This window comes from Serratia sp. NFX21 (assembly GCF_048517035.1).
Taxonomy (GTDB): domain Bacteria; phylum Pseudomonadota; class Gammaproteobacteria; order Enterobacterales; family Enterobacteriaceae; genus Serratia; species Serratia quinivorans.
In genome coordinates, this window is record NZ_CP183196.1 from 2,374,002 (window position 1) to 2,397,869 (window position 23,868).

25 protein-coding genes are annotated in these 23,868 nt (G+C 56.5%); 6 read left to right on the forward strand and 19 right to left on the reverse strand.

Features of this window, described 5'->3' with window-relative positions:
* Positions 1-82 precede the first annotated feature (82 nt).
* The 3 genes from ACNT1W_RS11140 to ACNT1W_RS11150 form a co-directional block, all read right to left on the reverse strand.
* Entirely contained in the window at positions 83-394 is a 312-nt protein-coding gene (locus ACNT1W_RS11140) for a hypothetical protein (protein ID WP_017892346.1), read from the reverse strand.
* Positions 395-633: 239 nt separating this feature from the next.
* A complete protein-coding gene (wrbA, locus tag ACNT1W_RS11145) occupies positions 634-1,233 on the reverse strand; it encodes an NAD(P)H:quinone oxidoreductase (protein WP_012006238.1) in 600 nt (199 codons plus the stop codon).
* 77 nt (positions 1,234-1,310) lie between these two features.
* On the reverse strand, positions 1,311-1,928 hold the full coding sequence (locus ACNT1W_RS11150; RefSeq protein ID WP_419246778.1) for a LysE family transporter: 618 nt from the start codon (positions 1,926-1,928) through the stop codon (positions 1,311-1,313).
* Positions 1,929-1,995: 67 nt separating this feature from the next.
* Here ACNT1W_RS11150 and ACNT1W_RS11155 point away from each other — a divergent pair, with 67 nt between their 5' ends.
* Positions 1,996-2,919: a LysR family transcriptional regulator gene (locus tag ACNT1W_RS11155; protein WP_419246779.1), complete on the forward strand. Its 924-nt coding sequence runs from the start codon at positions 1,996-1,998 to the stop codon at positions 2,917-2,919.
* On the opposite strand, the gene ACNT1W_RS11160 is transcribed toward ACNT1W_RS11155, so the two are convergent.
* Positions 2,916-3,491: a helix-turn-helix domain-containing protein gene (locus tag ACNT1W_RS11160; RefSeq protein ID WP_261422724.1), complete on the reverse strand. Its 576-nt coding sequence runs from the start codon at positions 3,489-3,491 to the stop codon at positions 2,916-2,918. The genes ACNT1W_RS11155 and ACNT1W_RS11160 overlap by 4 nt on opposite strands.
* Positions 3,492-3,558: 67 nt before the next feature.
* On the opposite strand from ACNT1W_RS11160, the gene ACNT1W_RS11165 reads away from it, so the two are divergent.
* Positions 3,559-4,476, forward strand: a complete 918-nt coding sequence (locus ACNT1W_RS11165; RefSeq protein ID WP_419246780.1) for a DMT family transporter — start codon at positions 3,559-3,561, stop codon at positions 4,474-4,476.
* Positions 4,477-4,504: 28 nt separating this feature from the next.
* Here the strand turns inward: ACNT1W_RS11165 and rutG are convergent, their stop codons facing one another.
* The 6 genes from rutG to rutA are packed head-to-tail and all read right to left on the reverse strand — an operon-like array spanning position 4,505 to position 9,532.
* Positions 4,505-5,824 (reverse strand): pyrimidine utilization transport protein G, encoded by a 1,320-nt coding sequence (rutG, locus tag ACNT1W_RS11170; protein ID WP_419246781.1) that lies wholly within the window; start codon positions 5,822-5,824, stop codon positions 4,505-4,507.
* Positions 5,825-5,880: 56 nt separating this feature from the next.
* Positions 5,881-6,408 carry an NADH-dependent FMN reductase RutF gene (gene rutF, locus ACNT1W_RS11175; protein ID WP_012006244.1) on the reverse strand — a complete coding sequence of 176 codons (528 nt, stop codon included), beginning with the start codon at positions 6,406-6,408 and terminating at the stop codon, positions 5,881-5,883.
* 14 nt (positions 6,409-6,422) lie between these two features.
* Positions 6,423-7,226, reverse strand: a complete 804-nt coding sequence (gene rutD / locus ACNT1W_RS11180; RefSeq protein ID WP_012006245.1) for a pyrimidine utilization protein D — start codon at positions 7,224-7,226, stop codon at positions 6,423-6,425.
* Positions 7,227-7,250: 24 nt separating this feature from the next.
* Complete coding sequence (gene rutC / locus ACNT1W_RS11185; protein WP_261098751.1) at positions 7,251-7,637, reverse strand: pyrimidine utilization protein C; 387 nt, start codon at positions 7,635-7,637, stop codon at positions 7,251-7,253.
* A gap of 48 nt (positions 7,638-7,685) precedes the next feature.
* Positions 7,686-8,432, reverse strand: a complete 747-nt coding sequence (rutB, locus tag ACNT1W_RS11190) for a pyrimidine utilization protein B (protein ID WP_329906280.1) — start codon at positions 8,430-8,432, stop codon at positions 7,686-7,688.
* Complete coding sequence (gene rutA, locus ACNT1W_RS11195; RefSeq protein WP_261098749.1) at positions 8,432-9,532, reverse strand: pyrimidine utilization protein A; 1,101 nt, start codon at positions 9,530-9,532, stop codon at positions 8,432-8,434. The genes rutB and rutA overlap by 1 nt, the downstream gene beginning before the upstream one ends.
* Before the next feature lie 285 nt (positions 9,533-9,817).
* On the opposite strand from rutA, the gene rutR reads away from it, so the two are divergent.
* Entirely contained in the window at positions 9,818-10,513 is a 696-nt protein-coding gene (gene rutR / locus ACNT1W_RS11200; protein WP_329906279.1) for an HTH-type transcriptional regulator RutR, read from the forward strand.
* 21 nt (positions 10,514-10,534) lie between these two features.
* Here the strand turns inward: rutR and cycA are convergent, their stop codons facing one another.
* On the reverse strand, positions 10,535-11,935 hold the full coding sequence (gene cycA / locus ACNT1W_RS11205; protein ID WP_026142302.1) for a D-serine/D-alanine/glycine transporter: 1,401 nt from the start codon (positions 11,933-11,935) through the stop codon (positions 10,535-10,537).
* A 687-nt stretch (positions 11,936-12,622) separates the two neighbouring features.
* Positions 12,623-13,117 (reverse strand): DedA family protein, encoded by a 495-nt coding sequence (locus ACNT1W_RS11210; protein WP_261276929.1) that lies wholly within the window; start codon positions 13,115-13,117, stop codon positions 12,623-12,625.
* A 156-nt stretch (positions 13,118-13,273) separates the two neighbouring features.
* Between ACNT1W_RS11210 and ACNT1W_RS11215 the strand changes: the two genes are divergently transcribed.
* On the forward strand, positions 13,274-13,573 hold the full coding sequence (locus tag ACNT1W_RS11215) for a putative quinol monooxygenase (RefSeq protein WP_012006252.1): 300 nt from the start codon (positions 13,274-13,276) through the stop codon (positions 13,571-13,573).
* A 105-nt stretch (positions 13,574-13,678) separates the two neighbouring features.
* Here the strand turns inward: ACNT1W_RS11215 and ACNT1W_RS11220 are convergent, their stop codons facing one another.
* From ACNT1W_RS11220 to ACNT1W_RS11240, 5 genes are read right to left on the reverse strand one after another with little or no spacing between them, the layout of a single operon-like run.
* Positions 13,679-14,401 carry an enoyl-CoA hydratase-related protein gene (locus tag ACNT1W_RS11220; RefSeq protein WP_261098748.1) on the reverse strand — a complete coding sequence of 241 codons (723 nt, stop codon included), beginning with the start codon at positions 14,399-14,401 and terminating at the stop codon, positions 13,679-13,681.
* Entirely contained in the window at positions 14,394-15,566 is a 1,173-nt protein-coding gene (locus ACNT1W_RS11225; protein WP_261422716.1) for an MFS transporter, read from the reverse strand. Before ACNT1W_RS11225 ends, ACNT1W_RS11220 begins: the two co-directional genes overlap by 8 nt.
* Positions 15,563-16,774 (reverse strand): 5-aminolevulinate synthase, encoded by a 1,212-nt coding sequence (gene hemA / locus ACNT1W_RS11230; protein WP_419246782.1) that lies wholly within the window; start codon positions 16,772-16,774, stop codon positions 15,563-15,565. Before hemA ends, ACNT1W_RS11225 begins: the two co-directional genes overlap by 4 nt.
* Before the next feature lie 15 nt (positions 16,775-16,789).
* Positions 16,790-18,001: an acetyl-CoA C-acyltransferase gene (locus tag ACNT1W_RS11235; RefSeq protein WP_419246867.1), complete on the reverse strand. Its 1,212-nt coding sequence runs from the start codon at positions 17,999-18,001 to the stop codon at positions 16,790-16,792.
* Between the two features lie 9 nt (positions 18,002-18,010).
* Positions 18,011-19,540, reverse strand: a complete 1,530-nt coding sequence (locus tag ACNT1W_RS11240; protein WP_012006257.1) for a 3-hydroxyacyl-CoA dehydrogenase NAD-binding domain-containing protein — start codon at positions 19,538-19,540, stop codon at positions 18,011-18,013.
* Between the two features lie 347 nt (positions 19,541-19,887).
* Between ACNT1W_RS11240 and ACNT1W_RS11245 the strand changes: the two genes are divergently transcribed.
* Complete coding sequence (locus ACNT1W_RS11245; RefSeq protein WP_112362741.1) at positions 19,888-20,604, forward strand: autoinducer binding domain-containing protein; 717 nt, start codon at positions 19,888-19,890, stop codon at positions 20,602-20,604.
* Between the two features lie 177 nt (positions 20,605-20,781).
* Complete coding sequence (locus ACNT1W_RS11250; RefSeq protein WP_012006259.1) at positions 20,782-21,210, forward strand: universal stress protein; 429 nt, start codon at positions 20,782-20,784, stop codon at positions 21,208-21,210.
* 46 nt (positions 21,211-21,256) lie between these two features.
* On the opposite strand, the gene ACNT1W_RS11255 is transcribed toward ACNT1W_RS11250, so the two are convergent.
* Both ACNT1W_RS11255 and ACNT1W_RS11260 read right to left on the reverse strand, forming a co-directional pair.
* Entirely contained in the window at positions 21,257-22,270 is a 1,014-nt protein-coding gene (locus ACNT1W_RS11255; RefSeq protein WP_419246783.1) for an Ldh family oxidoreductase, read from the reverse strand.
* An 18-nt stretch (positions 22,271-22,288) separates the two neighbouring features.
* Positions 22,289-23,854 carry an APC family permease gene (locus tag ACNT1W_RS11260; RefSeq protein WP_012006261.1) on the reverse strand — a complete coding sequence of 522 codons (1,566 nt, stop codon included), beginning with the start codon at positions 23,852-23,854 and terminating at the stop codon, positions 22,289-22,291.
* Between the last annotated feature and the right edge of the window lie 14 nt (positions 23,855-23,868).

Here is a 23,868-nt window from a genome sequence, read left to right on the forward strand (position 1 = left end):
AGAATAAGGCAGACGATATAAAAAAGGCGTAAAAATTCATATCGTCTGCGAAGGTTGGCACGTTTTTTAACCCAGGTGGTGTTTATTCCAACAGGTTGTTGACGGTGCGGCGCACGTATTGTGTCATCTGAGCCAGATCTTCGGGCGATACCGGCCCGCCACCGGCGCGGACTACCTGCTGTTCTATCTGGGCAATTTCCTGCTCGACCTTATTGGCAATCTGTACCTTGACGATTTTATCCACCGACGAGAGCAGAACCTTCAGCACCACTTTCAGCGCCACATTCTCGCAGAACGAATCGTAGTGATGAACCGCAGGCGGCGTCACAGGAGGTTCGGGTGCGCGTGGGGCCAGAGCCTTGAAACTGTCTACATTTTCAATAATAAGATCCATGTCTCTTATTAGTTCATCAAAATCTTTAGACACTGACTTATTTCCCTTCGCTATGCGCAAAAACACAACGCCCGTCATCAGGGCACAGGGCGGTGATTGACGGGCAGAACGAATTTCGACCGTGACGTTCAGGTAGTGAATGGCAGGCTGAGCGGCATTTTAACCTTGCTGCGGGTTGGCAACAAGATGGGGCCGAAGGAATCAACGGCCCCGCAGTGCAGGTAACAGAAGGTTATCGCTTAACTTTTCAGCTTGGCGGTGATTTTCGCCACGTGTTCGCCCTGGTAGCGGGCAATGGTCAGCTCTTCCTGGCTCGGCTGGCGCGAGCCGTCCCCCCCGGCGATGGTGGTTGCGCCATAAGGCGTACCGCCGCGCACATGCGAGACGTCAAACAGTTCCGGGGTGGCGTAACCGATCGGCACAATAATAAAGCCATGGTGCGCCAGGGTGGTCCAGGTGGAGGTAATGGTATGTTCCTGCCCGCCGCCGGTACCGGTGGAGGAGAAGACGCTGCCCACTTTGCCGTACAGCGCACCCGAGGCCCACAGGCCGCCGGTTTGATCGAGGAAGGTGCGCATTTGCCCGGCCATGTTGCCAAAGCGGGTTGGCGTGCCGAAGATAATGCCATCGTAATCGGCCAACTCCTGTGGGCTGGCCACCGGTGCTTTTTGGTCTTGTTTACCGCCGGCTTTGGCAAAGGCCTCTGCCGGTATGGTTTCCGGCACCCGTTTCAGGGTCACTTCAACGCCACTGACCCGGCGAGCGCCTTCCGCTACCGCCTCCGCCAGGGTTTCAATATGTCCGTACATTGAGTAATAAAGAACCAATATTTTCGCCATGTTCCACTCTCCGTTTTGGTGATTGAACGATATGCCCCCCTAAGCATAGAAGTGAATACTGAACTTATCTTGCGGCTTTATTTTATCCCGGCGATGGCCAGCAGCGCCCCGAAGGTGATCAGTAAGCCACCAAACGCTCTGTCGATGCCTTTACGCAGCCGCAGCAGACGTGCATTGATGCCCGGTGCCGAAAACAGCAGTGCGACGGTGCTGAACCAGAGGATATGGGCAAGTGCAATGAATAACCCATAACCGATTTGCACGCCGAGCGGTGTCTGCGGGTTAACCACTTGCATAAACAGGCTAACGATAAAAATGGTGGTTTTGGGGTTCAATACGTTAGTTAAAAATCCGGTTTTCAGGGCAGCGAAATCGCTAACGGCGGCCGGTGTGGTTGAAGAGGCGGCTGCACTTGCACCGGCGTTACGCAGCATGCTGACGCCGAGGTAAATCAGGTAGGCGGCACCGATCGCTTTCAACATTGTGAACAACCACAGCGATTGCTGGATCAATACGCCGACCCCGATCAGGGTGTAGCTGACGTGGATAAGAACACCGCCGCCAATACCGCAGGCGGTTAGCACTCCGGCACGACGAGAAAGCAGCAGGCTGTTGCGTGACACCATGGCAAAATCTGGCCCCGGACTGATGACAGCGAGTAAGGTAATGGTGACGACGGCGATGAGTTCGGTCATAGTTATCCTATAAAAAATCAGAAGAGAGTATCTGATTTATAAAAGGAATGATCGACGGTGACAAACGATGAAAACTGACGATATCGGTGAGAAAAACTCACGCAAGATAAACCGACCTCTGTCATTAGGGGGCTTGCGTTGTTTTGAGGCTGCGGCACGGTTGGAAAGCTTTACCCAGGCGGCAAACAGCCTGAGCCTGACGCACGGCGCGGTCAGCCGAGCGGTCAGGGCGCTGGAAGATGAACTTGGCGTTGCGTTGTTCGAACGTCGCCATCGGCGGGTATATCTGACCACCGCCGGGAGAGTGCTGCTGCAAGCTTCACAACAGGCGTTTGGCATTCTGGAGCATACGGCACAAACGCTGCGACAGCAGGCACAGGATGCACCGCTGGTATTATCTTGCGAGCCGACGCTGTTAATGCGTTGGCTGATACCGCGTTTGCCGGCTTTTCAGCTGACACATCCTGACATCAACCTGCAGTTGGTTGCGGGTGGTGGGCCGTTTTCGTTTAAAGACGGTATTAGCGCCGCTATCCGTCGTAACGATTTTGATTGGGGCGATAAGCTGCATAGCGTGACGTTGTTCGATGAGCGGGTTGGGCCGGTGTGCAAATCTGACATGGTGCCGCGTTTTATTGCCGTTAATGATGGCCAGCCCTCCTTGAACCATGACGCCGTATTGCTGCACTCAGCGACCCGGCCTGACGCTTGGCTGCAGTGGGCACAGCAGCAGGGTGTGGCACTCAAGGGGCGACCGGAGCAACGTTTCGATCACTTTTACTTCAGCTTGCAGGCGGCGGTGGCGGGGGTAGGTGTCGCTATCGGTCCGTGGCAGCAGGTGCGTGATGACGTTGCCTCGGGGCTATTGAGCGCTCCTTTTGGCTTCATGCCAGACGGCAGTGGTTACTGTTTGCTGACGCCGCAGGAAATCCGGCCGGGCAGTGCTCTGGCCCGGCTGGCCGATTGGCTGAAACTCAGTGCCGATGGCTAGAAAGTAACGTTGCGGATAAAACGCAAGGGTTGTTCGCTGCGGTTGGCGTAGGCATAGTGCTGATCGCTGTTGAACACCTGGGTTTGTCCGGCCTCCAGCGTCAGGGTTTGCTGTTCCAGTATCAGCGTCAGGCTACCGGCGATCACGTAGATAATTTCGCTCCAGCCTTCGGCATCCGGTACCGAGTCGTAGTGCTCGCCCGGCATCAGCGTCCATTCCCACAGTTCAACCCGTTGGCGTGCGGGCACACTGGCGGCGAACAGCGCCTGGCTTGCCGGTTGTACTCCCTGCCAGGCCAGTTCACCCACCAGATGGCTGCCGCGCGTTTCGGGCGCCTGGATCAGATCGGTGAAGGAAATATTCAGCGCGTCGGCCAGCTTATCCAGCACCGCTAAACTAACGTTACGGTCACCGGCCTCAATGCCGGCCAGCATGCGGCGGCTGACGTCGGATTTTTCTGCCAACGCCACCTGGCTAAGCCCCGCCTGCTGGCGATAACCGCGCAGGTTGCTGCTCAGGTATTGCAGTACCTTGGGCGCTTCATGTTTACCGTTGTTCACTGTATTGCCCATCCGCAGGCTTTACCTCATACTGGCAGGAACTGTGCATTATATTGCACCCAGCAGGAAGGGCAAGCCGGTGTCCGCAGTAAAAAAATCCTTTATTTCAACCTATATTCCCAAGATAAAGCGGCAGGAAGCGGTGCTGATTTTCATCACCATGATCTGGGGCGGCACCTTTTTGGCGGTGCATCTTGCCATGCAGGTCAGCGGGCCGTTCCTTTTCGTTGGCTTGCGCTTCGCCGCGGCCACGTTGGTGTTGATGCTGTTCTCCCTGCGCAGTTTGCGCGGGTTGACCTGGTATGAGCTGAAAGCGGGCGTGTTTATTGGCGTTGCCATTATGTTCGGCTACGGTCTGCAAACCGTGGGGCTACAAACCATCAGCAGCAGCCAGTCGGCGTTTATTACCGCCATGTATGTGCCTATGGTGCCGCTGTTGCAGTGGTTGGTATTGGGACGTTTTCCCGGGGTGATGGCCTGGGTCGGCGTGTTACTGGCATTCAGCGGCCTGATGCTGCTGGCAGCGCCGAGCAGCAGCGATATGACGCTCAGCGTGGGTGAGATACTGACGCTGATTGGCACGTTGGGCATGGCCGCCGAGATCATTTTGATTGGTGCCTATGCGGGCAAGGTCAATGTCAAGCGGGTGACGGTGGTGCAATTGGCTACCGCCTCAGTGGCCTCGTTCCTGATGATGGTGCCTACCGGTGAGTCGGTACCGCCGTATAGCAGCTATTTGTTGTACAGCGCGATTGGCCTGGGGCTCGCCAGTGCCATCATTCAGGTAACGATGAACTGGGCGCAACGCAGCGTTTCGCCAACGCGTGCCACGGTCATCTATGCCGGTGAGCCGGTCTGGGCCGGGTTGGTCGGGCGTATTGCCGGCGAACGTTTGCCCGCTGTCGCCCTGTTGGGGTGCGCACTGATCGTGTTGGGGGTGCTGGTTAGCGAACTGCGTATTCGCCGCAAAGGGAAAGCGGCGGCGCTGGCCGAATAAGGCCCGTTTAGCGGGCCATAGTCATTTATTAACGTACGGCACTGTCTGCCAGCGGCAGCGCTTTACGCCTGCGCAGCAGGGCATTAAGGATAATGGCCCCGAAAGTGGCGGTGCCTATCCCACCCATGGTGAAGTTACCGATAGTCAGTGCAAAATCGCCTGCACCCAGTACCAGCGTGACCGCAACCATAATCAGGTTACCGTTATCGCCCAGGTCTACTTTGTTTTGCACCCAGATGCGCGCACCGGCGACGGCGATCAGACCGAACACTACCACCGAGGCGCCACCCAAAACCGGGCCGGGAATGGTGTGGATCAGCGCGCCGAATTTTGGTGAAAACCCCAGCACAATCGCTACTAACGCCGCCGCGACAAACACCAACGTAGAGTAAATTTTGGTTACTGACATTACGCCGATATTCTCGGCATAGGTCGTCACCCCGGTACCGCCCACCGAACCGGAGAGCATGGTCGCCAGCCCATCGCCGACGAAGGTGCGGCCGATATAAGGGTCAAGATCGCGGCCGGTCATGCCCGCCACCGCTTTGACATGCCCGAGGTTTTCCGCCACCAGAATGATCGCCACCGGAGCAATCAGCAACATGGCGTGCAGGTTAAACACCGGCGTGGTGAACTGTGGCAGGCCGAACCAGGCTGCCTGGCTTAGTGCGCTGTAATCCACCGGTTTGCCAAGCCCAAAGCCGTTGGTGGCTATCACGTAAATTAAATAGGCGGCGATCAATCCCACCAGGATCAACAGCCGCTGCATCAGCCCGCGGGTGAATACCGCGACCGAGCCAATACACAAAATAGTGGTCACCGCCATCCAACTGTCAAAGTTGGAGGCTGAAACGCTGCGCACCGCGATAGGCGCCAGGTTAAGGCCGATCGCCATCACCACGGCACCGGTCACCACCGGCGGCATCAGGCGTTCGATCCAACGGGTACCGACGCTCATCACCACCAGGCCGATCAGCAGATACACCAGGCCACAGGCGATAATGCCGCCGAGCGCCAGCGCAATATTCGGGTTAGCGCCCTGGCCGCTGTAACCGGTCAGAGCGATCACCAGCCCGACAAACGCCGCGCTGGAACCGAGGTAGCTTGGTACCCGGCCGCCCACCACCAGGAAAAACAGCAGCGTGCCGATGCCGGACATCAGAATGGCCAGGTTGGCGTCAAAGCCCATCAGCAGTGGCATCAGTACCGTGGCACCAAACATCGCCACCGCATGTTGCAAACCCATCACCAGCGTTTGCGCCAGCGAAAGCCGTTCATCGGGCGCGACAATCGAACCGTCCAGACTGCCTTGTTTCATGCGCCATTGGGGAAACCAGGTATTCGCCATCGTTATCTCCAAAATTTCAGGGTGCAGGTGAATGTGTTTGAGCGGTTATGCGCCGATCATTGTTTCAACAGCGAGTGGTAGCGCCGGTCGAAATAGGCCAGACCGTGGCTGTCGTCATTACGCGTCAGCGCCAGCGCCTGGCAGAAAAAAATGTCGTGGGTGCCGACGCTGACAATCTGGCCGATCTGGCAGTCGAATGAGACCACTGCACCGTGCAGGATGGGGGATCCGGTCGCCAGCGTAGACCAGCGTGCCGCGGAGAACCGCAGCTCCATCGGGGTTTTACCGCCGAACAGATTCGACAGCGACTCATGCTCCGCGGCCAGCGTATTGACGCACAGCGTCTGGTTTTGTTTGAACACCGAATAGACCGACGCGGAACGGTTCAGGCACACCAACAAGGTTGGTGGCGTGTCGGTGACGCTGCAGACAGCAGAAGCGGTAAAACCGGCCCGGCCGGCAGGGCCATCGGTAGTGATGATATTGACTGCCGATCCCAGGCGCGCCATGGCGTCGCGGAAGTCCTGTTTTTCTACATACGGCGACTGTAGTGGCGTATCGGCAAGCAGCGTTTGGCTTTGCATTTTGTGTCTCCGGGCTAGGGTTGCAGGCGGGTTTGGGCGTTTTGCGTTTTCAACAGCCAACCCAGCAGGATGCGGTTAAAGTGCTCGGTGTCGGTCACGCTCATCGCATGGCCGCCGTAGGCCATCTCGGCCAGTTCGCCGTTCGGCAGGCTGGCCGCCAACTGATGCGAGCAGTGATAGGGCACCAGCAAATCGTCGCGGGAGCACAGCGCCAGGGTTGGCGTGGTAATGTCCGCCAGGTGCGGACGAAAATCGGTATTCATCAGCGCAGTCAGACGGCGCAGCAGGTTTTCGGTGCCCTGAAAATGTGCGGTCTGGTGCTGCAACTCTTCATCCAGCAAGGCGGAGTGCTGCGACAGCCAGTCGGCGGGGAACAGGAACAGCGGCTGGGCGCGCACATAGGCTTCCACGCCGCTGTTGAGCAACAGATCCTGACGTACTTTGAAGCAGCGGCGGGTCTGGCTGTCCAGCGTCGGCCAGCCGTTGACCACCACCAGTTTTTCGACCAGTTGCGGATGAGTGAGCGCCAATTGCAGGCCAATCATGCCGCCCAGTGCATGGCCGACGAAGTAACAGCAGTCGACGTTGAGTGAACGCAGCAACTGCGCCACTTCATCGGCCATATCGGCCATGCTGTAGCCGTCCGGCACGCTCCCTTTGCTGCGAGCGGTACCGAAGTGATCGTAAACCACCACCCGGAAGTGCTCGCCCAGCGCGTTAATCTGCGGTTGCCAAAAACTGCCTGCGCCACCCAGCCCGGCAGACAGCACCAGCGTGGGTGCCAACGGCGTGTCTTTTCCCAAAATCTCAAAATACATGCTCAGTCCTCTGCGGATAATGACTCAGCGGCCGATATGGGCCACGGTGGCAATTTCAATCAGGGCGTCCGGCTTTACCAGGCCGCACTGAATGCAGTAGCGCGCCGGTTTGTCGCCGGGGAAATACTCTGCATACACCTGATTGATGGCGGCATAGTTTTGCCAGTCGGTGAGGAATATCGAGTTAAAGGTCACGTCGTCCATGCAGCCACCGGCGGTTTCAATCACGCTTTTGATGGTCTCCAGCACGTGACGGGTTTGCGCTGCAGCGTCACCGACGTGCACCACGCTATTGTTTTTATCGAATGCCAGCGTGCCCGAGACGTAAACCACGCCGTCGGCCAGGGTGCCGGGCACGAAAGGGGCCAGCGGTTTGCCGGTGCCCGGCGGGGTAATAATGGTTTTTGGCATAGTGGCGCTCCTGGTGAAAATTCAATTTTGGTTAAAGGCGAGCAAAACTCATGCCGTCTGGCTGAGCGGGGCGGCGAGCGTATTACAGAAACTGTCGACGTCCGACACCCAGCCAAAGAAGGTTTCGATGTTGTACAGCGCCGCCTGCTGGGCAAACTGTGGCCCGGCCTGGTGAGTGGCGTCGGCCAGCACGATGCCGAAATACTCGAGGAAAAAACCGTCGCGCAGCGTGGACTCGACACAGACGTTGGTAGCGATGCCGGTAAACACCAGATGATGAATGCCATACGAGCGCAGCAGGCTGTCGAGTTGGGTGTTGAAGAAGCCGCTGTAGCGCGGTTTCGGCAGCACGATATCGCCGGCTTGCGGTTGCAGCTCGTCCACCAGATCGTAATCCCAGTCGCCCCTGGCCAGCAGCTTGCCCATCAGTTCCGGGCGTTTACGCATGGTTTTCAGCGCGTTGGATTTATGCCAGTTGGGGGAACCCTGCCCACCGGCCTCGACGTACTGGTTGTCCCAGCCATTTTGGAAAAAGATCACCCTGATACCGGCTGCACGGGCAGCGCTGATAGCGCGTTTGATGTTGGCGATCACCGGGGCGGTGGCCGAGATGTCAAAACCGGCCAGATCCAGATAGCCGCCCTGCGACGCGTAGGCATTTTGCATATCCACCACGATCAGCGCGGTTTCCTGCGGCGCAAAGGCGATAGCCTCCGGACGGGCGGGCAGGGTGAGCGTAACCTCGGCCTGCGGCGACTGACGACGTACTACCGGTTGGTTTTCAACAATTTTCATTATGCCACCTCGCGGCTTGCGGCAGTCTGTGGGCAAACGTAGGCGCGGCTTTTCATTAGCGGCTGGATGCGCTCGCCAAAGTTTTCCACCCCGGTGACGAAGTCATCGAAGGTCAGCAGCACACCTTCGGTGCCGGGCACGGTGGCGATTTCATCCATCATGCGCGCCACGTTGGCGTAGGAACCGACCAGCGTGCCCATATTGATATTGACGGCGGAGGTGGGGTCCGCCATCTGGCGTACGTTGGTGTCGGCACCGGATTTAGTGTCCTTGCCGCTTTGCTCGGTCAGCCAGGCCAGGGCTTCGGTATCGGCCCCTGCTTTATAGCTTTCCCACTTGGCGCGGGCGGCCTCGTCGGTCTCATCGGCAATAATCATAAACAGCACGTAGCAGGCCACGCTGCGGCCTTCGCTATCCGCCGCAATTTTTAAGCGTGCTGCGGTTGGTGCAAAGGCGGTCGGCGTGTTGACGCCCTTGCCAAAGCAGAAGTTGTAATCGGCATATTTGGCCGAGAAGGCCATGCCGGCGTCGCTTTGTCCGGCGCAGATCACCTTGATGTCCGCCTGCGGCTGTGGGCTGACGCGACAGTCGTCCATCTGGAAAAACTCGCCTTTGAAATCGGATTTACCGGTACCCCACAGATCGCGCAGCACATTGACGTACTCCGCCAGATAGTCGTAGCGGCGGCCGAAGTAATCGTCGCCCGGCCACATGCCCATCTGCTCGTATTCCGGTTTCTGCCAGCCGGTGACCACGTTCAGGCCAAAGCGACCGTTGGAAATCGAGTCAATGGTGGAGGCCATGCGGGCGACGATCGCCGGTGGCATGGTCAGAGTGGCGGCAGTGGCGTAGATCTTGATGCGTGAGGTGACGGCGGCCAGCCCGGCCATCAGGGTGAAGGACTCCAGGTTGTGATCCCAAAATTCGGTTTTGCCACCGAAACCGCGCAGTTTGATCATCGACAGGGCAAAATCGAAGTTGTAGTGCTCGGCCTTCTGCACGATGGTTTTATTGAGTTCAAACGTCGGTTGGTACTGCGGGGCATTGCTGGAAATCAGCCAGCCGTTGTTGCCGATCGGGATAAATACGCCAATTTTCATTTGAACACCTCGGTTGCTAGTGGAACGGATCATGCGTCGCCTGAATGCTTTCTGTGGACGGCGCTGGATACGGAGGCTTTTGCAAAGGCGGTGCCAGTTTTTAAAATGGTTTATTTATCAAGGGATTGTTTTTCTTTCGTGATTTTCATGTTGAGCGAGTGGTCTAAAACAGACCATTTGGTCAAAACGGCATGCACAAAAAACAGGCGTAACTGCTCATTAAAGGTGCAGAAAATCACTCGGAAGGGGTAGGTAAAAGCGTGGGTTTCACCCAATGGCTTTGCTATGCTGGCCCGAATCAGGGTGCGCCAAGGAGCCGCAGTGAAGCCACAAGCCGTTAAACCCCCCACGCGTCGCTCGCGTGCGGTAGCCGCAAAACGCGGCGCTATCTTGAATGCGGCACTGGAGTTTTTTTCGCTGTACGGTATTCATGGCACCAGTCTGGACCAGGTGGCAGAACGTGCCGACGTGTCCAAAACCAATCTGCTGTATTACTTCCCCTCCAAAGAAGCACTGTATCTGGCGGTGCTGAAAGATATTCTCGACGTCTGGCTGGCACCATTGAAGGCGCTGCGCGCCGATCAGGAGCCCCTGAAGGCGATTCGCGAATATATCCGCCTGAAGCTTGAGGTATCTCGCCAGCACCCGCAGGCCTCACGGCTGTTTTGTCTGGAGATGATCCAGGGGGCGCCGTTGCTGAAACAAGAGCTGCAGGGCGGGTTGAAGGCGCTGGTGGACGAGAAGTCCGCGATGATTGAGCGCTGGATCGCCGCAGGCCATATCGCGGCGGTAGAGCCGCACCATCTGATCTTCATGCTGTGGGCGACCACTCAGCACTACGCAGATTTTTGGGTGCAGGTGGAGGCAGTGACCGGCAAGACTCTGGACGATGAGGCGTTTTTTCAGCAGACGGTGGAGAACGTGCAGCGGGTGATTATCGAGGGTATTCGGCCGCGCCAGGCGCATGAAGCAGGGGGATAGCGAACTATCCCCCGGGGAATGTTAAGCGGTTTTCTTTTTGCGCAGGAACACGTAAGACAGACCGAGCACCACAAACCACAGCGGCGTGACGATCAGCGCCTGACGGGTGTCTTCGCGCAGCGTCAGCAACACCAACACAAAGGCGAAGAACGCCATACAGACCCAGCACATCAGCTTGCCGGCCGGCATCTTGTAGATTGATTTCTGGTGCAGCGCCGGGCGTTGCTTACGGTAAACCAGGTATGAACACAGGATAATGGTCCAGACAAACATAAACAGGATCGCCGAGACGGTGGTTACCAGCGTGAAGACCGTCATCACGTTCGGGATCAGGTAAATCAGCACCACCCCACCCAACAGGCAGATACAGGAGAAGGTCAGGCCGTTAGCCGGCACCGCCCGCTTGGACAGGTGGGCGAACGACTTGGGTGCATCGCCTTCCTGCGCCAGACCGAACAGCATGCGGCTGGTGGAGAACACGCCACTGTTGGCGGAAGAGGCGGCGGAGGTCAGCACCACAAAGTTGATCACGCTGGCCGCCGCAGGCAGGCCAATCAGCACAAACAGTTCTACGAACGGGCTTTTGTCGGCGACCACGGAACTCCATGGCGTGACCGACATAATCACGATCAGGGCGAACACGTAGAACATGATGATGCGGATAGGAATCGAGTTAATCGCGCGCGGCAGCACTTTTTCCGGGTCTTTGGTTTCAGCCGCGGTGGTGCCCACCAGCTCAATGCCGACAAAGGCGAACACCGCAATCTGGAAGCCGGCGAAGAAGCCGCTGATGCCTTTCGGGAACATACCGCCGTCATTCCACAGGTGTGAGAACGACGCGACGGTGCCGGTTGGTGACTGGAACTGCATGGCGATCATCACCAGCCCGGCGATGATCAGCCCGACAATGGCGACGATTTTGATCATCGCGAACCAGAATTCCATCTCACCAAACATCTTCACCGTCGCCAGGTTCAGGCCCAGCAACAGCAATATGCACAGCAACGAAGCGATCCACTGTGACAGTCCGGGGAACCAGAACTGTGCGTAGGCGGTGATCGCCACCACGTCGGCAATACCGGTGACCACCCAGCAGAACCAGTAGGTCCAGCCGGTAAAGAAGCCGGCCCAGGGGCCGAGCAGATCGGCGGCGAAATCGCTGAAGGATTTATATTCCAGATTGGAGAGCAGCAGCTCGCCCATGGCGCGCATCACGAAGAACAGCATAAAGCCGATAATCATGTACACGAAGATGATCGAAGGCCCGGCCAGGCTGATGGTTTTGCCGGAACCCATAAACAGACCCGTACCTATAGCACCGCCGATGGCGATCAGTTGAATATGTCGGTTAGTTAGGTTTCGACGTAGATGATCTTCTGATTCTGGCGCGGCCTCTGCGGCTATTTTAGAGTGATCTACCATCTGATGATGTCCTGTTTTACCTGTCATGAGTGAAATAGTGAGCTCTGAAGTGGCTCTTTTTTATACGATTATCTGGTTGTGCCAGATTTAGTAAGGTAGTGCAATAACGCCACCTTTGTGCAACATGTTTACAACATTTATGCGAGGGATAAAAGTCGATTGTTCTTTACACTGCGGAGGCAAATCGGACGTCTCGGGGGCGGAAGATTACTCTGGGTCTGGGCAGATTAACAGCCCTGATGCGACTTATCTTGTTGATAAAACAGAGGGTTAAAAACATCGCATGAGAAAAACTAATGGGTGTAAGCGTTTGACATTCGGGGGTAGCAGTGAAGAGGTCGACGAGTAAGGTCGTAAGCTCGGCGGGAAGTGCTCTGGGGGGTAATCAATTGATTACAAGGCTGGCTTGCGTGTTACTTATCAACCAAATCAATTTGTTAGCGGTTTTTTTTCTTCAGCGTTTTTTAAGAATAATACTTAATTGAGACTCGTCCCACAAAAATGGCATCCTTCCGGCGTGAATATTCAGTTAAGTGATCTGACGCAGGCTGGGCTTTCGAAGCCACCTTTTCGAGCCGTCTTGCAACCCCGATTCCCTGCAAAATTGATAATGGGATCCCGGTGCTTCTTCAGAGCTGCTATAGGCGCGCGGGCTACCCGGAGTTCGAAAGCCAGAGGCCAGGCGGTTCAAAACACCCGGCTAACCAACATCAACCCCACCGCCCAAATCCCGGCGGACAGCGCGCTGGCGCAATAAACCTGCCTGAGCGGCAGAGCAATGATGCCGGCGACCAGCGGTACGGTGTAGCGCATTACCGCCAAAAAACGCGACATAAACAACAGCACCCACCCTTTATGCTGCAATGCGGATTTTGTTTTGAGCAGTGCCTGCCGGTATCGGGTCGGCAGCCACTTTCCGGGTTCGCGTTGGCAGAACAGCGCGCCACAATGGAAGGACAATACGGAGCCGAGCAGGGCGCCCAGGGTAATCGCCGCCCAGACATGGACGTCGGGGAGCATGCTTTTACCGGCGACGATACCCAGCATCAGCGTGACCGAAGCCGGTGGCAGCAGCGAAGAAATAAAAATCACTGACTTTCCCAGCGAAAATAAAAAGATAATCAACAACAGGAATTCAGGCTCCGGGCTGTATTTGGCGATAATTTGTGTGAGTTGTTCCATTGGCCACCTGTGAAAATGTATTCTCTGGTGACCAGTGTCCCATTCGTAACTTCAATAAATGGTCAATTAGGTTTTGTTAACTGAATAGGTTCATCCTGATGAGATTGGGTGGTTACCCATGGTGATGCGTCTGAGATAAAAACAAGGAAGGTAACAATGTTAAAAGTGATTGCTGAAGATTTTATCAAGCTCGATTGTGTTGAAACGGTGATGCCGCTGTATCAGGAACTGGTGGAGAAAACCCGGCAGGAGCCACTTTGCCTCTCCTATGAGTTGTTTATCGATCACCAGGATGCTGGGCATTTTATTTTTGTCGAGGAGTGGCCCGATCGCGCCGCGCTGGACGCCCATTGCCAAACGGAACACTTCAGGCGTTTGGTGCCCTTGATCAATCAGCACCAGAGTAAACCCTGTACCTTCCTGTTTATGCAGCCTTTTTCCGCCGTAAAATCCTAATCAGCAAAAAAAAGCCCCGCAGAGCGGGGTTAATGGCTTCTCAAGCACTGTCTTGTAGTGATTAAAAATTAGACTGCGAATGATTGCCATTCACTAAGAATGTTCTTAAAAGGATTTGGCCGCGGCCTGGCGCACCCGCTCCACCCAGCCTTGCTGATAGTCAAAGGAAGCGGCTTCATGCCGGTTCAAACCTTGGCGGACGATGGCCTTCACCGCCTGACTCGCCAGCGGATTTTTTTGTGCAATCTGCCGGGCGAGAGTCAGTGCCTCCTCGTGCGCGCTGCCCTCACTGATGCGGGAAATGGCACCCTGTTGCCAGGCTTCCTGCGCGCTGATGATTCGGCCGGTCAGTAACCACTCGAGAGCGATATAGGGTGAGATGCGCGCTGGCAGCCGTGAACAGCCTCCCTGTGCGGCAATCAATCCCAGCCCGGTTTCCGGGAAACTGAACTGTGCGCTGTGGCTGGCGACGATCAGGTCGCAGGCCAGCGCTATCTCGAAACCGCCGCCGAAGGCGATGCCATCGACTGCGGCAATAATCACCTTGGTGAGCTGGGCATGCACCAGACCGCCAAATCCTTCAGGTTCGACCACCGGCAGCTCTCCCTGCTGGAAGGCCCGGACGTCCATTCCGGCAGAAAATATTTGCGGCAGGCCGGTCAGCACGATCACCCGAACGGCATCATCCTGTTCGGCCCGTTGCAGATAGCCCTGGATCAGTTGCGCCATCGCCAGATTGATGGCGTTCTTTTTTTCCGGTCGGTTCAGGGTAATCACGGCAATGCCGTCATTTTGCTCATACCGCACCGGGAGGGGCAGATCACTCATTGGCTTTTTCCCCCTGGAAGAAAAATAGCGTCAGCAGCAGGGCGATAGCCCCCAGCGGCAGCGAGAACAAGGGGAGATAAAAGGCAGGCAGCGCATACAGCGTCAGGCCACCCAGCATGCCACCCGCCGCGATGCCGGCATAGAGTACCGAGCTGTTGAGTGAAACGGTCAGCGCGCCAAAGCGTTTGGACAGCGACAACAAGTGGTGCTGGATCGGCACCAGATACATCCAGCCGGTAATGCCCCAGACCAGAAAAATCGCCAGTACCCACCAGGGGGAACTGACGTAAAAGGCCAGCAGGAACAGCGAAACGGTTTGCACCGATACCGAAAACAGCAGCACAAACTTGCTGCCGAAGGTATCGGTTAACAGGCCGGAAACGAAGTTACCGATAACGGCGCCGATACCGAACACCAGCAGCGCAATCGGCAAAATGGCCTCCGGGCCAAACTGGGTGTTTTTCAGCAATACGCTCACATAGCTGTAAACGATATGCTCGGAACAGACGGCGAAAAAGGTAATCAGCAGGGTGGTCAGCACCGCTTTTTGCCGCAGCGGAGCAAGCCGCTCTTTTAGCGTGTGTTTACCCGGTGCCGCGATGGTGCTCAGCGCCAGCGACAGCCCCAGCAGTGAGACCGCGCCCAACAGGGCGATCAGCAAAAAGATTTCCCGCCAACCGATCAACTTTGCCAGGAAGGTGCCGAAGGGAATGCCAAGGGCGATGGCCAGCGTCATGCCGCCGTAAACGATAGATATCGCCAGCCCGCGGCGCTTCTCCGATACCAGCCCAACCGCGGCGGCTGCGGCCTGTGGCGTATAGCAGGCCGCGCCCAGCGCCGCCAGCACCCGCCCGGCAGACATTTGCAAAAAACTGTCGGCATAGGCACAGACCAGATTACCGGCGATAAATAACACCAGGGCCAACTGCAAAATATGTTTGCGGTTGAGGTTCCCCAGCAGCCAGGCGGTCAGCGGGGCAAACAGCATATAAGCCAGGGCAAATACCGAGATTAACTGCCCCGCTTGCGCGGGGCTGACGGCAAAGGTGCCGGATATCTCGTCGAGGATACCGGCGACAATAAACGCGTCGGTCCCGATGGCAAAGGTGCCGGTCGCCATCAGACACAGCGTAAGAAAATGGCCGTTATAGTCCGTCAACTTCATCCTGCTCTCCGTAACTGATTGGCGTCCCAGACTTTGCTTAACGCCGCCAGGAAATATTCCACGTCCTCATGAGTATGGGCAGAGGTCGGCGTAACGCGCAAACGCTCGCTACCGGCCGGTACCGTTGGGGCGTTCACCGGCTGCACGTAAATATCGTACTCGTCGAGCAGTTGCTTGCTGATGTGCTTGTTGCGGTGTGGATCGCCGACCAGCAGCGGCAGAATGTGGCTGTCCTCCGAAACCAGCGGAATGCCGGCGTCGCGCAGGCCGGACTTCAAGTGGTCGATGATCGCCAGCAGATGCTTGCGCTGATTGTCATGCTCCAGGTTGTATTTGAAGCTGGCCAGCGCGGCCGCCACCACCGGAGCGGGGGACGAGGTGCTGAAGACAAACGCCGGCGACCAGCTACGCACCGCTTCAACCACCACGCGCGGGGCGGCGATGTAGCCACCGGCAGCGCCGTAAGATTTGCCAAAACCGCCCTGGATAATGGTGATTTTGTCCAACAGGCCAAGTTGTTCGGCATAGCCCAACCCGCGATGACCGTAAACGCCGGCAGAGTGGATCTCGTCCAAATAGGTCAGCGCCTGATATTTCTCAGCCAGTTCCACAATTTGCGCCAGCGGCGCAAAGTCGCCGTCCATTGAATAAAGCGACTCGAAGGCGATCAGTTTGGGCCGATGCGGGTCGGCGGCCTGCAGCAGCTCGGCCAGATGGGCCACGTCATTGTGGCGGAAGATCTTTTTCTCCGCCTTGCTGTAACGGATGCCGTAAATCATCGAGGCGTGGTTCAGCTCATCGGAAAACACAATCAGATCGGGAATGGCATCACACAGGGTGGACAAGGTGGCGTCATTGGCACCGAACCCGGTGGTAAACAGCAGCGCCGACTCTTTGCCATAGGCGCTGGCTAACAGGGTTTCCAATTCACTGTGATAGACAGAAGTGCCGGAAATGCTGCGTGCGCCGCAGGTGCCCAGCCCGACGCGGTTCACTGCTTCGGTGGTGGCCAGAATGACTTTAGGGTGATGGCTCATCGCCAGATAGTCATTGGAGCACCAGACGTTCAGACGGCGCTCACCGTTCTGACCGTGGCTGGTGGCCCAGGGTTTGTCCAGCACGCTGCGTTCCAGATTGAGGAACTCACGGAAGCGGCCCTGTCTTTTGGTTTCGGCCAATTTTTCTTCAAGAATGTTCAATACGCTCATACGGAATTCCTTGCATTAGAGGGCTTTAATGACCAATGAAACACCCTGGCCGACACCGACACACATTGTCACCAGCGCATGGTTTAAGTGCCGGGTATGCAGCTCCAGCGCGCTGGAAAGCACCAGTCGCGCGCCGGACATGCCCAGCGGATGCCCAAGGGCGATGGCTCCGCCGTTGGGATTGACCCGCGTATCCTTGAAGTCGATACGCCAGCTTTGCAGCGTCGCCAGCACCTGGGCGGCAAACGCCTCATTAATTTCAATCACGTCAAAATCGTTCAGGGTAAAGCCGGACCGCGCCAACAGCCGATCGGTGGCGGCGACCGGGCCAATTCCCATCAGCGAAGGGGCGACGCCGGCGCTGGCGCTGTCACCTATCTCCGCCAGCGGCTGCAGCGACTTGCGTTTCACATAGCGGCCGCTGGCCAGCAACAGCACCGCAGCACCGTCATTGATGCCGGAGGCGTTGCCGGCGGTGACCGAGCCGTCGGGGGTAAAGGCCGGTTTCAGCGCCTGCAATTTTTGCATCGTGGTCTGACGCGGGAACTCATCCTGTTCGAAGGTTTTACGGGTTTTACGGTCGGCCTGGACCTCGAGCGGCGTTATTTCCCTGGCCAGGCGGCCATTTTCGATCGCCCGCCAGGCCTTCTGCTGCGAGGCCAGGGCAAAAGCATCCTGATCGTCGCGGGATATCCGGTACTGCTGCGCGACGTTCTCCGCCGTTATGCCCAGTGGATCGCTACCATAGCGCTGTGCCAACTGCGGATTGATAAAACGCCAGCCCAGGGTGGTGTCGTAGAGTTTGACCCCCTTGTCGAAAGGCGTTTCACTTTTGCCCATCACGTAGGGCGCGCGGCTCATGCTTTCCACACCCCCGGCCAATACCAGATCGCTGAGGCCGCTTTTTATTTTTGCGCTGGCGTAGATCACCGCATCCAGCCCGGAAGCACACAAACGGTTAAGGGTAATCGCCGGCACCCCCTGATCCAGACCGGAGAGCAGCGCGGCCATCCGGGCCACGTTACGGTTGTCTTCTCCGGCCTGATTGGCGCAGCCGAGGATCACCTCATCAATATCCGCTTCGGTTTCAGGATGTCGTTGCAGCAGCGCCCGGATAATCGAGGCCGCCATATCGTCCGGACGAGTTAACGCCAGGCTACCGCCATAGGCGCCAATAGCCGTGCGCGTGCCGTCGATCAGATAGACTCCATCGTCTTTAATCGTCATCATTTTTCCTTAGGGCGCGACGGCCAGCTCTGGCCGGGGGGTATTGAGCAAAGAGTAATGCGGGTAATAGCGGGCGGAATGCAGCAGTTGCGCCATATTGTCCAGCGTCGACTTCACGTTTTTTTGCCCAAGCTGTGCCAGCCAGCTAAAGATGCCATCGGCATAGTTAACGCCGGCCACCGCGGCGATATCGATATCCGCCCGGCTGCAAACACCGCTCTCCACCATAATCACCGACTCATTGATCAGGCTGCTCAGGACGCGGGCGACAATCAGGCCCGGGGAGTCTTTAATAAACTCCACCTGCGGGATCAACGTTTGCAGCAGCGTCAGAAACAGCGCTTTATTGGCCGCGCTGGCATCCTGGCTGTGGGCTGCCGCCAAATAGGCGGTATCGGCGTAGTTGAGCGCGGCGTCGATCACGAAGGTATCGAGTTCGGTCAATTCAGCCAGCAGATTGGCGGTGCGGCCATCGGTGATTTTGATGGCCATTGCGTCATTCACCCGGATAAAGCGGCCCAGCGTTGGCTGTTCCGATTGGCGATTAATCTGCACCCTTGGCCAGAGCGCCAAAGCGCGCTGTTGCAATAGGTCGAACAGGGGATGTTCACCATAAAAATTCAGTGAGGTCGGCGTGCCGCTGCCTGCGTCGGCGGAGCTGGGTTCGGCGGAAGAGGGGGTAAAAAAGGATCGGCCGTTTTTCTTCCCCAGCAGCCCGGCATCCACCAGCGAACGTTGCAAATGACCGGGGGTATAGCGGGGATCGTACTGCATGTCCTGCCAAATCTGGCTGCTGACCTGATAGTTAATATCCTGGCCGATAAAATCGGTCAGCTCTAAAGGTCCCATGCGGAAGTGGCCACCGGCCTTGAGTGCGCGGTCGATCTGCGGCGCCAGAGCCACGTTCTCTTCCAACAGCCGAAACCCTTCCAGATAGAAAGGTCGGGCCATCCGGTTGACGATAAAGCCCGGCGTGGCTTTGCAGACCACAAACTGTTTGCCTATCGCCGTCACCAACTGCTGGCAACGCAGGCTGGTGGCCCGGCTGGTAAAGTAAGACGGAATAATTTCGATCAGTTTCATCAGCGGGGCCGGATTGAAGAAGTGCAGGCCGATAAACCGGGCGTTATTTTCGACGCCTGCGGCCAGCTTATTCAATGACAGCGAGGAGGTATTGGTGGCGATAATCGCCTCTTTTTTCACCGTGGCCGCAATCGCCGCGAGGATCTCATGCTTGGTTGCCTCATGTTCCGCGATGGTTTCAATCACCAGATCGCTGTCGGCAATAGCCTCGAAAATGGGAGAGAAAACCAGATTGGCCAATATCTCGCCTTTTTTCTGCGGGCTTATTTTTCCGCCATCTATTTTCTTATCCAGGTCACGAATAATATAGTCCCTGGCCTGATTCAGATTATTACCGCTACGATTATAAAGCAGGGTTCGTATGCCGTTTTGCGCCAGAAGATAGGCAATACCTCTGCCCATGGTCCCGGCACCAATAACAGCGACCGAATGGATTGCCGAATTATTCTCTGCCATAAAAATCCCCGTGAGTATTTTTCTGCCTTGCGAAATTCGCAAATGCTTATAATTTATTTGGATTTAAAAAGCACCAGGTGCCTATGGCGAAGGTAATGGGCATAGCTGCCAGTGTCTAACGGTAGAAGTGACAGGTTTACAATAAATCGGCTTTATGTTATTCGCGTAATTTCCGCTATTAATGCCATTTAAAGGCGTTATTTATTAATATCCGAGCAGGCATAGCTGTTTTTGATATAGGCATGGTACTTTTTATACTATGAAACGGCTGTTGCCGCTCCGGGCCCTCCACTATAGTTAACCTTACTTATCGATAACCCGGTGTGGCCTTCTGGAGAACCTGTTTTATGGACACCCACCTTCAGCCTTTGATGGATGCCTTACTGACCAGTCAGCCAGACCGCGAGGTTTTTTTAAGCCAGCTGGCACCCTGTGCCCAGGCTTTGGGTTTTGAATACTTTTCTTACACGGTCTTTTCCTGCTACCCGGCCAGCCGACCCAAAATGCTGATAGAGGGCAATTTCCCCGAGTGTTACCTGGAGGACTATCGCAAGCTGCGGGTCTACCTGCAGGATCCGGTGATTGAGCAGGCCCACCACTCTACGCTGCAATTTTATTGGGACGAACATTTCTACCAGGACAAGCCAGAGCTGTGGTGGCGTATGGCCCAGTTTGGTATTCGCGAAGGCTGGTCGCAGTCGGTCAAGGATTGCTATGGCCGACTGGGTATTCTCACCTTTGCCGGAAAAAGCATTCCCGTTCAGTCACCACAGGCCAGCGCACGTAACGAAACCTTTTTCCTGTGGTTGGCGCAGATGGTTCATAAAACGCTGCGTGAAGCATTAATCTCGGTGAACGACGAGGCAATCAAAGATGTGCTGACGCTGCGCGAAAAAGATATTTTGCGCTGGTGCAGCGAAGGTAAAACCTCGGAAGAGACCGCTCTGCTAATGGGGCTGAGTGAGCGGACGGTGAATTTCCACATTGGCAATTCGATTAAGAAGCTGTCGGTGGCCAATAAAACCGCCGCCACGGCGAAGGCGGTGTATTTACAGCTTATTTAACCCGGTTTGAAATAGTTAATCGGCTAGCCGTTAGAAATGTGATGTTTATATTTTGTTAATTAAAGAATTATCCTAACCAGTATTCACCGCCGATCACAAAAGCGCGAGAAAGCGTTTCACCCTTATCCTTCCCGGCAGTACCCTGTAGCTACCAAGGTTACATAGAAGGGATGTGATATGTACAAGACGATATTAGTGCCGATAGATATTGAAGAAGATCTGTTGACCGAGCATGCGCTGGAGCATGTTGAGTACCTGGCGAAAATATCCGGTGCCAAAGTGCATTTCTTCCATGCGCTGCCGGATGCTTCGGCATTCGTTACCGCTTATTCTTTCGGTATCAAGGAATTTGAGAATCAGGCGGAAGTCAAAGCGGTAGATAAGCTCAAGAAGATCATGTCGGAAATCGACATTCCCCTGGATCGTCTGGATTACACCATCAGCTTTGGTTCACCGCGCGATGAGGTACTGCAGCTGGCGGATGAGATCGGAGCCGATCTGATCATCATCGGCTCGCGTCGCCCGAGTGTAAAAACCTACCTGTTGGGTTCCAACGCGGCGGCCATTGTGCGCCACGCCAATATCTCTGTGATGGTGGTCAGGTAATCTTTTCAAATCAGGCCCGCAGTATTGAACTGCGGGCCTGTCTCATTCAGCGGCAGAGCGCCACAATCTCGTCATACAGTGTCTGCGGCAAGCTAATGCCGTGCTGCTCACTGTACTGTCGACGCTCAAAACGCCGTTCCCCCGGAATACGCGCCCCTTGCTCTTTCATATCCGCGAATAAGGTTTCTGCCCTGGCTAAATGCGTCGCCTTGTCCGCCCCCAGAAAACGATCGGGATCCATCGCGATAATCAGCTCGCCGCCGTAAGGGGAGGAGCCGGTCTGCCGATCGTAGGCCAGCGACTCCTTACTGGTCATATCGCCAATCAACGGCCCGGCGATCAGCTCCACCATCGCCGCCAGCGCTGAACCCTTATGCCCGCCAAAGGTCAGCATCGCCCCCTGCAACACGCTGGCCGCATCGGTAGAAGGCTCCCCTTGTTGATCGATACCCCAGCCCGGCGGCAGCGGCGTACCGGCGCGGCGATGCAGCTCGATTTCACCGCGTGCCGCCGCGCTGGTGGCCATATCGAAAATAAAGGGCGGGCGCTGCGGGCGCGGCCAGCCGAAGGCAATCGGATTGGTACCAAACAGCGGCCGGGTTCCTCCTGCCGGCGTGACCCAGGCATGGCTGGGGGTACAGGCCAGTGCCACCAGACCCCGATCGGTCAGGGGTTCGATATCGGCCCACAGCGCCGAGTAATGCACACAGTGATTAATCGCCAGTGCAGCGATGCCGTTGGCGCGCACCTTATCGATAAACGCCGGCAGCGCGGTACGGTAGGCCAGCAGCGAAAAAGCATCGTGAGCATCCACCCGCAAGATAGCCGGGGCTTGATCGATAATCGTCGGGAGTGCCTCGGCGGATACCTTGCCGGCCAGCAGCGAACGCACGCAGCCAAGTACCCGATACAAACCATGCGAGGCGCAGCCGTCGCGTTCACCGGCCGTCACATTCTGCGCGACGGCATCGGCATGTTCGGCACTGAAACCGTTGCTGCGCAATGCGCGCAATGCTAGTTCATAGGCTTCTTTCAGCGTCAGACTCTGGGTTTGCGTCATTACATATCTCCTTTACGGTTACTCTTCCTCATCACCGGCAAAATTTGCCTGAGGTAAACAGGTATAGGCGCCCCAGTAATAGATTGCCAATGCAATGACCGCCACCGTGAGGGTGTCCCACGGGTGACCAATAGCGTTGATGCCACCAAAGCTGCCGAGATAGGACGCGACAATAATCAGCGCATAGAAGGCTATCAGCCACAGCGACGACCAAATCTGTTGCTTCAGACTGACGGCGTGGGTTGGCACCTTGTTTTTGAACAGGATATAGACCACGAACATCAGGATCTGCAGGCCCAGCAGCCAGGAAACGGTGTTCCAGCCGGACCAATAGACAATCAGCGCCGAAATGATAAATGACACCGGACCGAGCACGCAGAAGCCGCGCACGAAGAAGGGGCGCGGCAGATCTGGCGCATTGCGGCGCAGACCGGCAGCAGTCACCGGCGCAATGGCGTAGCTCAGCACCAGCGCGGCGGAAACCACGCCGATCAACTTCTCCCAGGAGGGGAAGGGCAGCGTCCAGAAGATCGACAACGCAAAGGTCAGCCACAGGGCAGGGCGCGGAATGCCGGACTCACCGTCGACGCGGGTAAAGATCTTAAAGAAAGTGCCTGCACGAGCCCAGCCGTATATCACGCGTGGGGTGGCGTTCATGTAAATATTGCCGGTGCCGCTCGGTGAGATAATCGCATCGCTCACCACCAGAAACGCCAGCCAGCCCATCCCCAGGGTGATGGCGATATCACGGTAAGGCAGTGAGAATTGCTGACTGATACCGGCCCAGCCGCCGCTCAGCATCTCACTGGGAATACTGCCGAGGAAGGCCACCTGCAGCAGCACATAAATGATGGTGGACAGCACCACCGACAGGATCAGCGCGACAGGAATGGTACGCTGCGGATTTTGCACTTCGCTGGCGACCGAGATAATCGGCGTCAGGCCCAGATAGGCGAAGATAATTCCTCCGGCAGAAATGGCCGCTTCCACCCCGGCGGAGCCAAAGGGCGCAAACCCCTGGCTGTGCAGGTTTTCGGGTTTGAAGAAGCTGAACAGCACCACAATCACCAGCAGCGGTACCACAAATTTAATCACGCTGATCAGATTGTTGGATTTGGCAAAGGTTTTGACGCTGTAGTAATTCAGGGCGAAGAAAAAACACAGCAGCAGGAGCTGGACCAGCCAACCGATTAGCGTTGGGTTGCCGGAGCCGGGCTGGCTCAGAAAGGGAAACCAGGCGGCGGCGTACTGGCGGGCCGCGACGATCTCAATCGATATCAGGCTGGAGAAGGCGATCAGGGTAATAAACCCCAGCAGATAGCCCATCAGTTCGCCGTGGGAGAATACCGGGTAGCGGATAATGCCGCCGGCCCGGGGCAGTGCAGCACCCAGCTCGCAATAAACAATGCCGAGCAGCAGCACGGCCAACCCGCCGATCAGCCAGGAGTAAATGCCGGCGGGGCCGGCAATGGAGGAGACGTGGCTGGCGGCGAACAGCCAGCCGGAACCAAAGATTGCGCCCAGGCCGATAAACGTCAAATCGGTGAGCGTAAGCTGCTTCTTGAATTTGCCTTGGGTTGTCATGAGTTTACCCTTTT

What these genes read in the sequence shown, in the direction of transcription:
- ACNT1W_RS11140 (WP_017892346.1), bottom strand. Translation starts at nt 394, where the DNA reads ATGGATCTTATTATTGAAAATGTAGACAGTTTCAAGGCTCTGGCCCCA.
- wrbA (WP_012006238.1), bottom strand. Translation starts at nt 1,233, where the DNA reads ATGGCGAAAATATTGGTTCTTTATTACTCAATGTACGGACATATTGAA.
- ACNT1W_RS11150 (WP_419246778.1), bottom strand. Translation starts at nt 1,928, where the DNA reads ATGACCGAACTCATCGCCGTCGTCACCATTACCTTACTCGCTGTCATC.
- ACNT1W_RS11155 (WP_419246779.1), top strand. Translation starts at nt 1,996, where the DNA reads ATGAAAACTGACGATATCGGTGAGAAAAACTCACGCAAGATAAACCGA.
- ACNT1W_RS11160 (WP_261422724.1), bottom strand. Translation starts at nt 3,491, where the DNA reads ATGGGCAATACAGTGAACAACGGTAAACATGAAGCGCCCAAGGTACTG.
- rutG (WP_419246781.1), bottom strand. Translation starts at nt 5,824, where the DNA reads ATGGCGAATACCTGGTTTCCCCAATGGCGCATGAAACAAGGCAGTCTG.
- rutF (WP_012006244.1), bottom strand. Translation starts at nt 6,408, where the DNA reads ATGCAAAGCCAAACGCTGCTTGCCGATACGCCACTACAGTCGCCGTAT.
- rutD (WP_012006245.1), bottom strand. Translation starts at nt 7,226, where the DNA reads ATGTATTTTGAGATTTTGGGAAAAGACACGCCGTTGGCACCCACGCTG.
- rutC (WP_261098751.1), bottom strand. Translation starts at nt 7,637, where the DNA reads ATGCCAAAAACCATTATTACCCCGCCGGGCACCGGCAAACCGCTGGCC.
- rutB (WP_329906280.1), bottom strand. Translation starts at nt 8,432, where the DNA reads ATGAAAATTGTTGAAAACCAACCGGTAGTACGTCGTCAGTCGCCGCAG.
- rutA (WP_261098749.1), bottom strand. Translation starts at nt 9,532, where the DNA reads ATGAAAATTGGCGTATTTATCCCGATCGGCAACAACGGCTGGCTGATT.
- rutR (WP_329906279.1), top strand. Translation starts at nt 9,818, where the DNA reads ATGCTGGCCCGAATCAGGGTGCGCCAAGGAGCCGCAGTGAAGCCACAA.
- cycA (WP_026142302.1), bottom strand. Translation starts at nt 11,935, where the DNA reads ATGGTAGATCACTCTAAAATAGCCGCAGAGGCCGCGCCAGAATCAGAA.
- ACNT1W_RS11210 (WP_261276929.1), bottom strand. Translation starts at nt 13,117, where the DNA reads ATGGAACAACTCACACAAATTATCGCCAAATACAGCCCGGAGCCTGAA.
- ACNT1W_RS11215 (WP_012006252.1), top strand. Translation starts at nt 13,274, where the DNA reads ATGTTAAAAGTGATTGCTGAAGATTTTATCAAGCTCGATTGTGTTGAA.
- ACNT1W_RS11220 (WP_261098748.1), bottom strand. Translation starts at nt 14,401, where the DNA reads ATGAGTGATCTGCCCCTCCCGGTGCGGTATGAGCAAAATGACGGCATT.
- ACNT1W_RS11225 (WP_261422716.1), bottom strand. Translation starts at nt 15,566, where the DNA reads ATGAAGTTGACGGACTATAACGGCCATTTTCTTACGCTGTGTCTGATG.
- hemA (WP_419246782.1), bottom strand. Translation starts at nt 16,774, where the DNA reads ATGAGCGTATTGAACATTCTTGAAGAAAAATTGGCCGAAACCAAAAGA.
- ACNT1W_RS11235 (WP_419246867.1), bottom strand. Translation starts at nt 18,001, where the DNA reads ATGACGATTAAAGACGATGGAGTCTATCTGATCGACGGCACGCGCACG.
- ACNT1W_RS11240 (WP_012006257.1), bottom strand. Translation starts at nt 19,540, where the DNA reads ATGGCAGAGAATAATTCGGCAATCCATTCGGTCGCTGTTATTGGTGCC.
- ACNT1W_RS11245 (WP_112362741.1), top strand. Translation starts at nt 19,888, where the DNA reads ATGGACACCCACCTTCAGCCTTTGATGGATGCCTTACTGACCAGTCAG.
- ACNT1W_RS11250 (WP_012006259.1), top strand. Translation starts at nt 20,782, where the DNA reads ATGTACAAGACGATATTAGTGCCGATAGATATTGAAGAAGATCTGTTG.
- ACNT1W_RS11255 (WP_419246783.1), bottom strand. Translation starts at nt 22,270, where the DNA reads ATGACGCAAACCCAGAGTCTGACGCTGAAAGAAGCCTATGAACTAGCA.
- ACNT1W_RS11260 (WP_012006261.1), bottom strand. Translation starts at nt 23,854, where the DNA reads ATGACAACCCAAGGCAAATTCAAGAAGCAGCTTACGCTCACCGATTTG.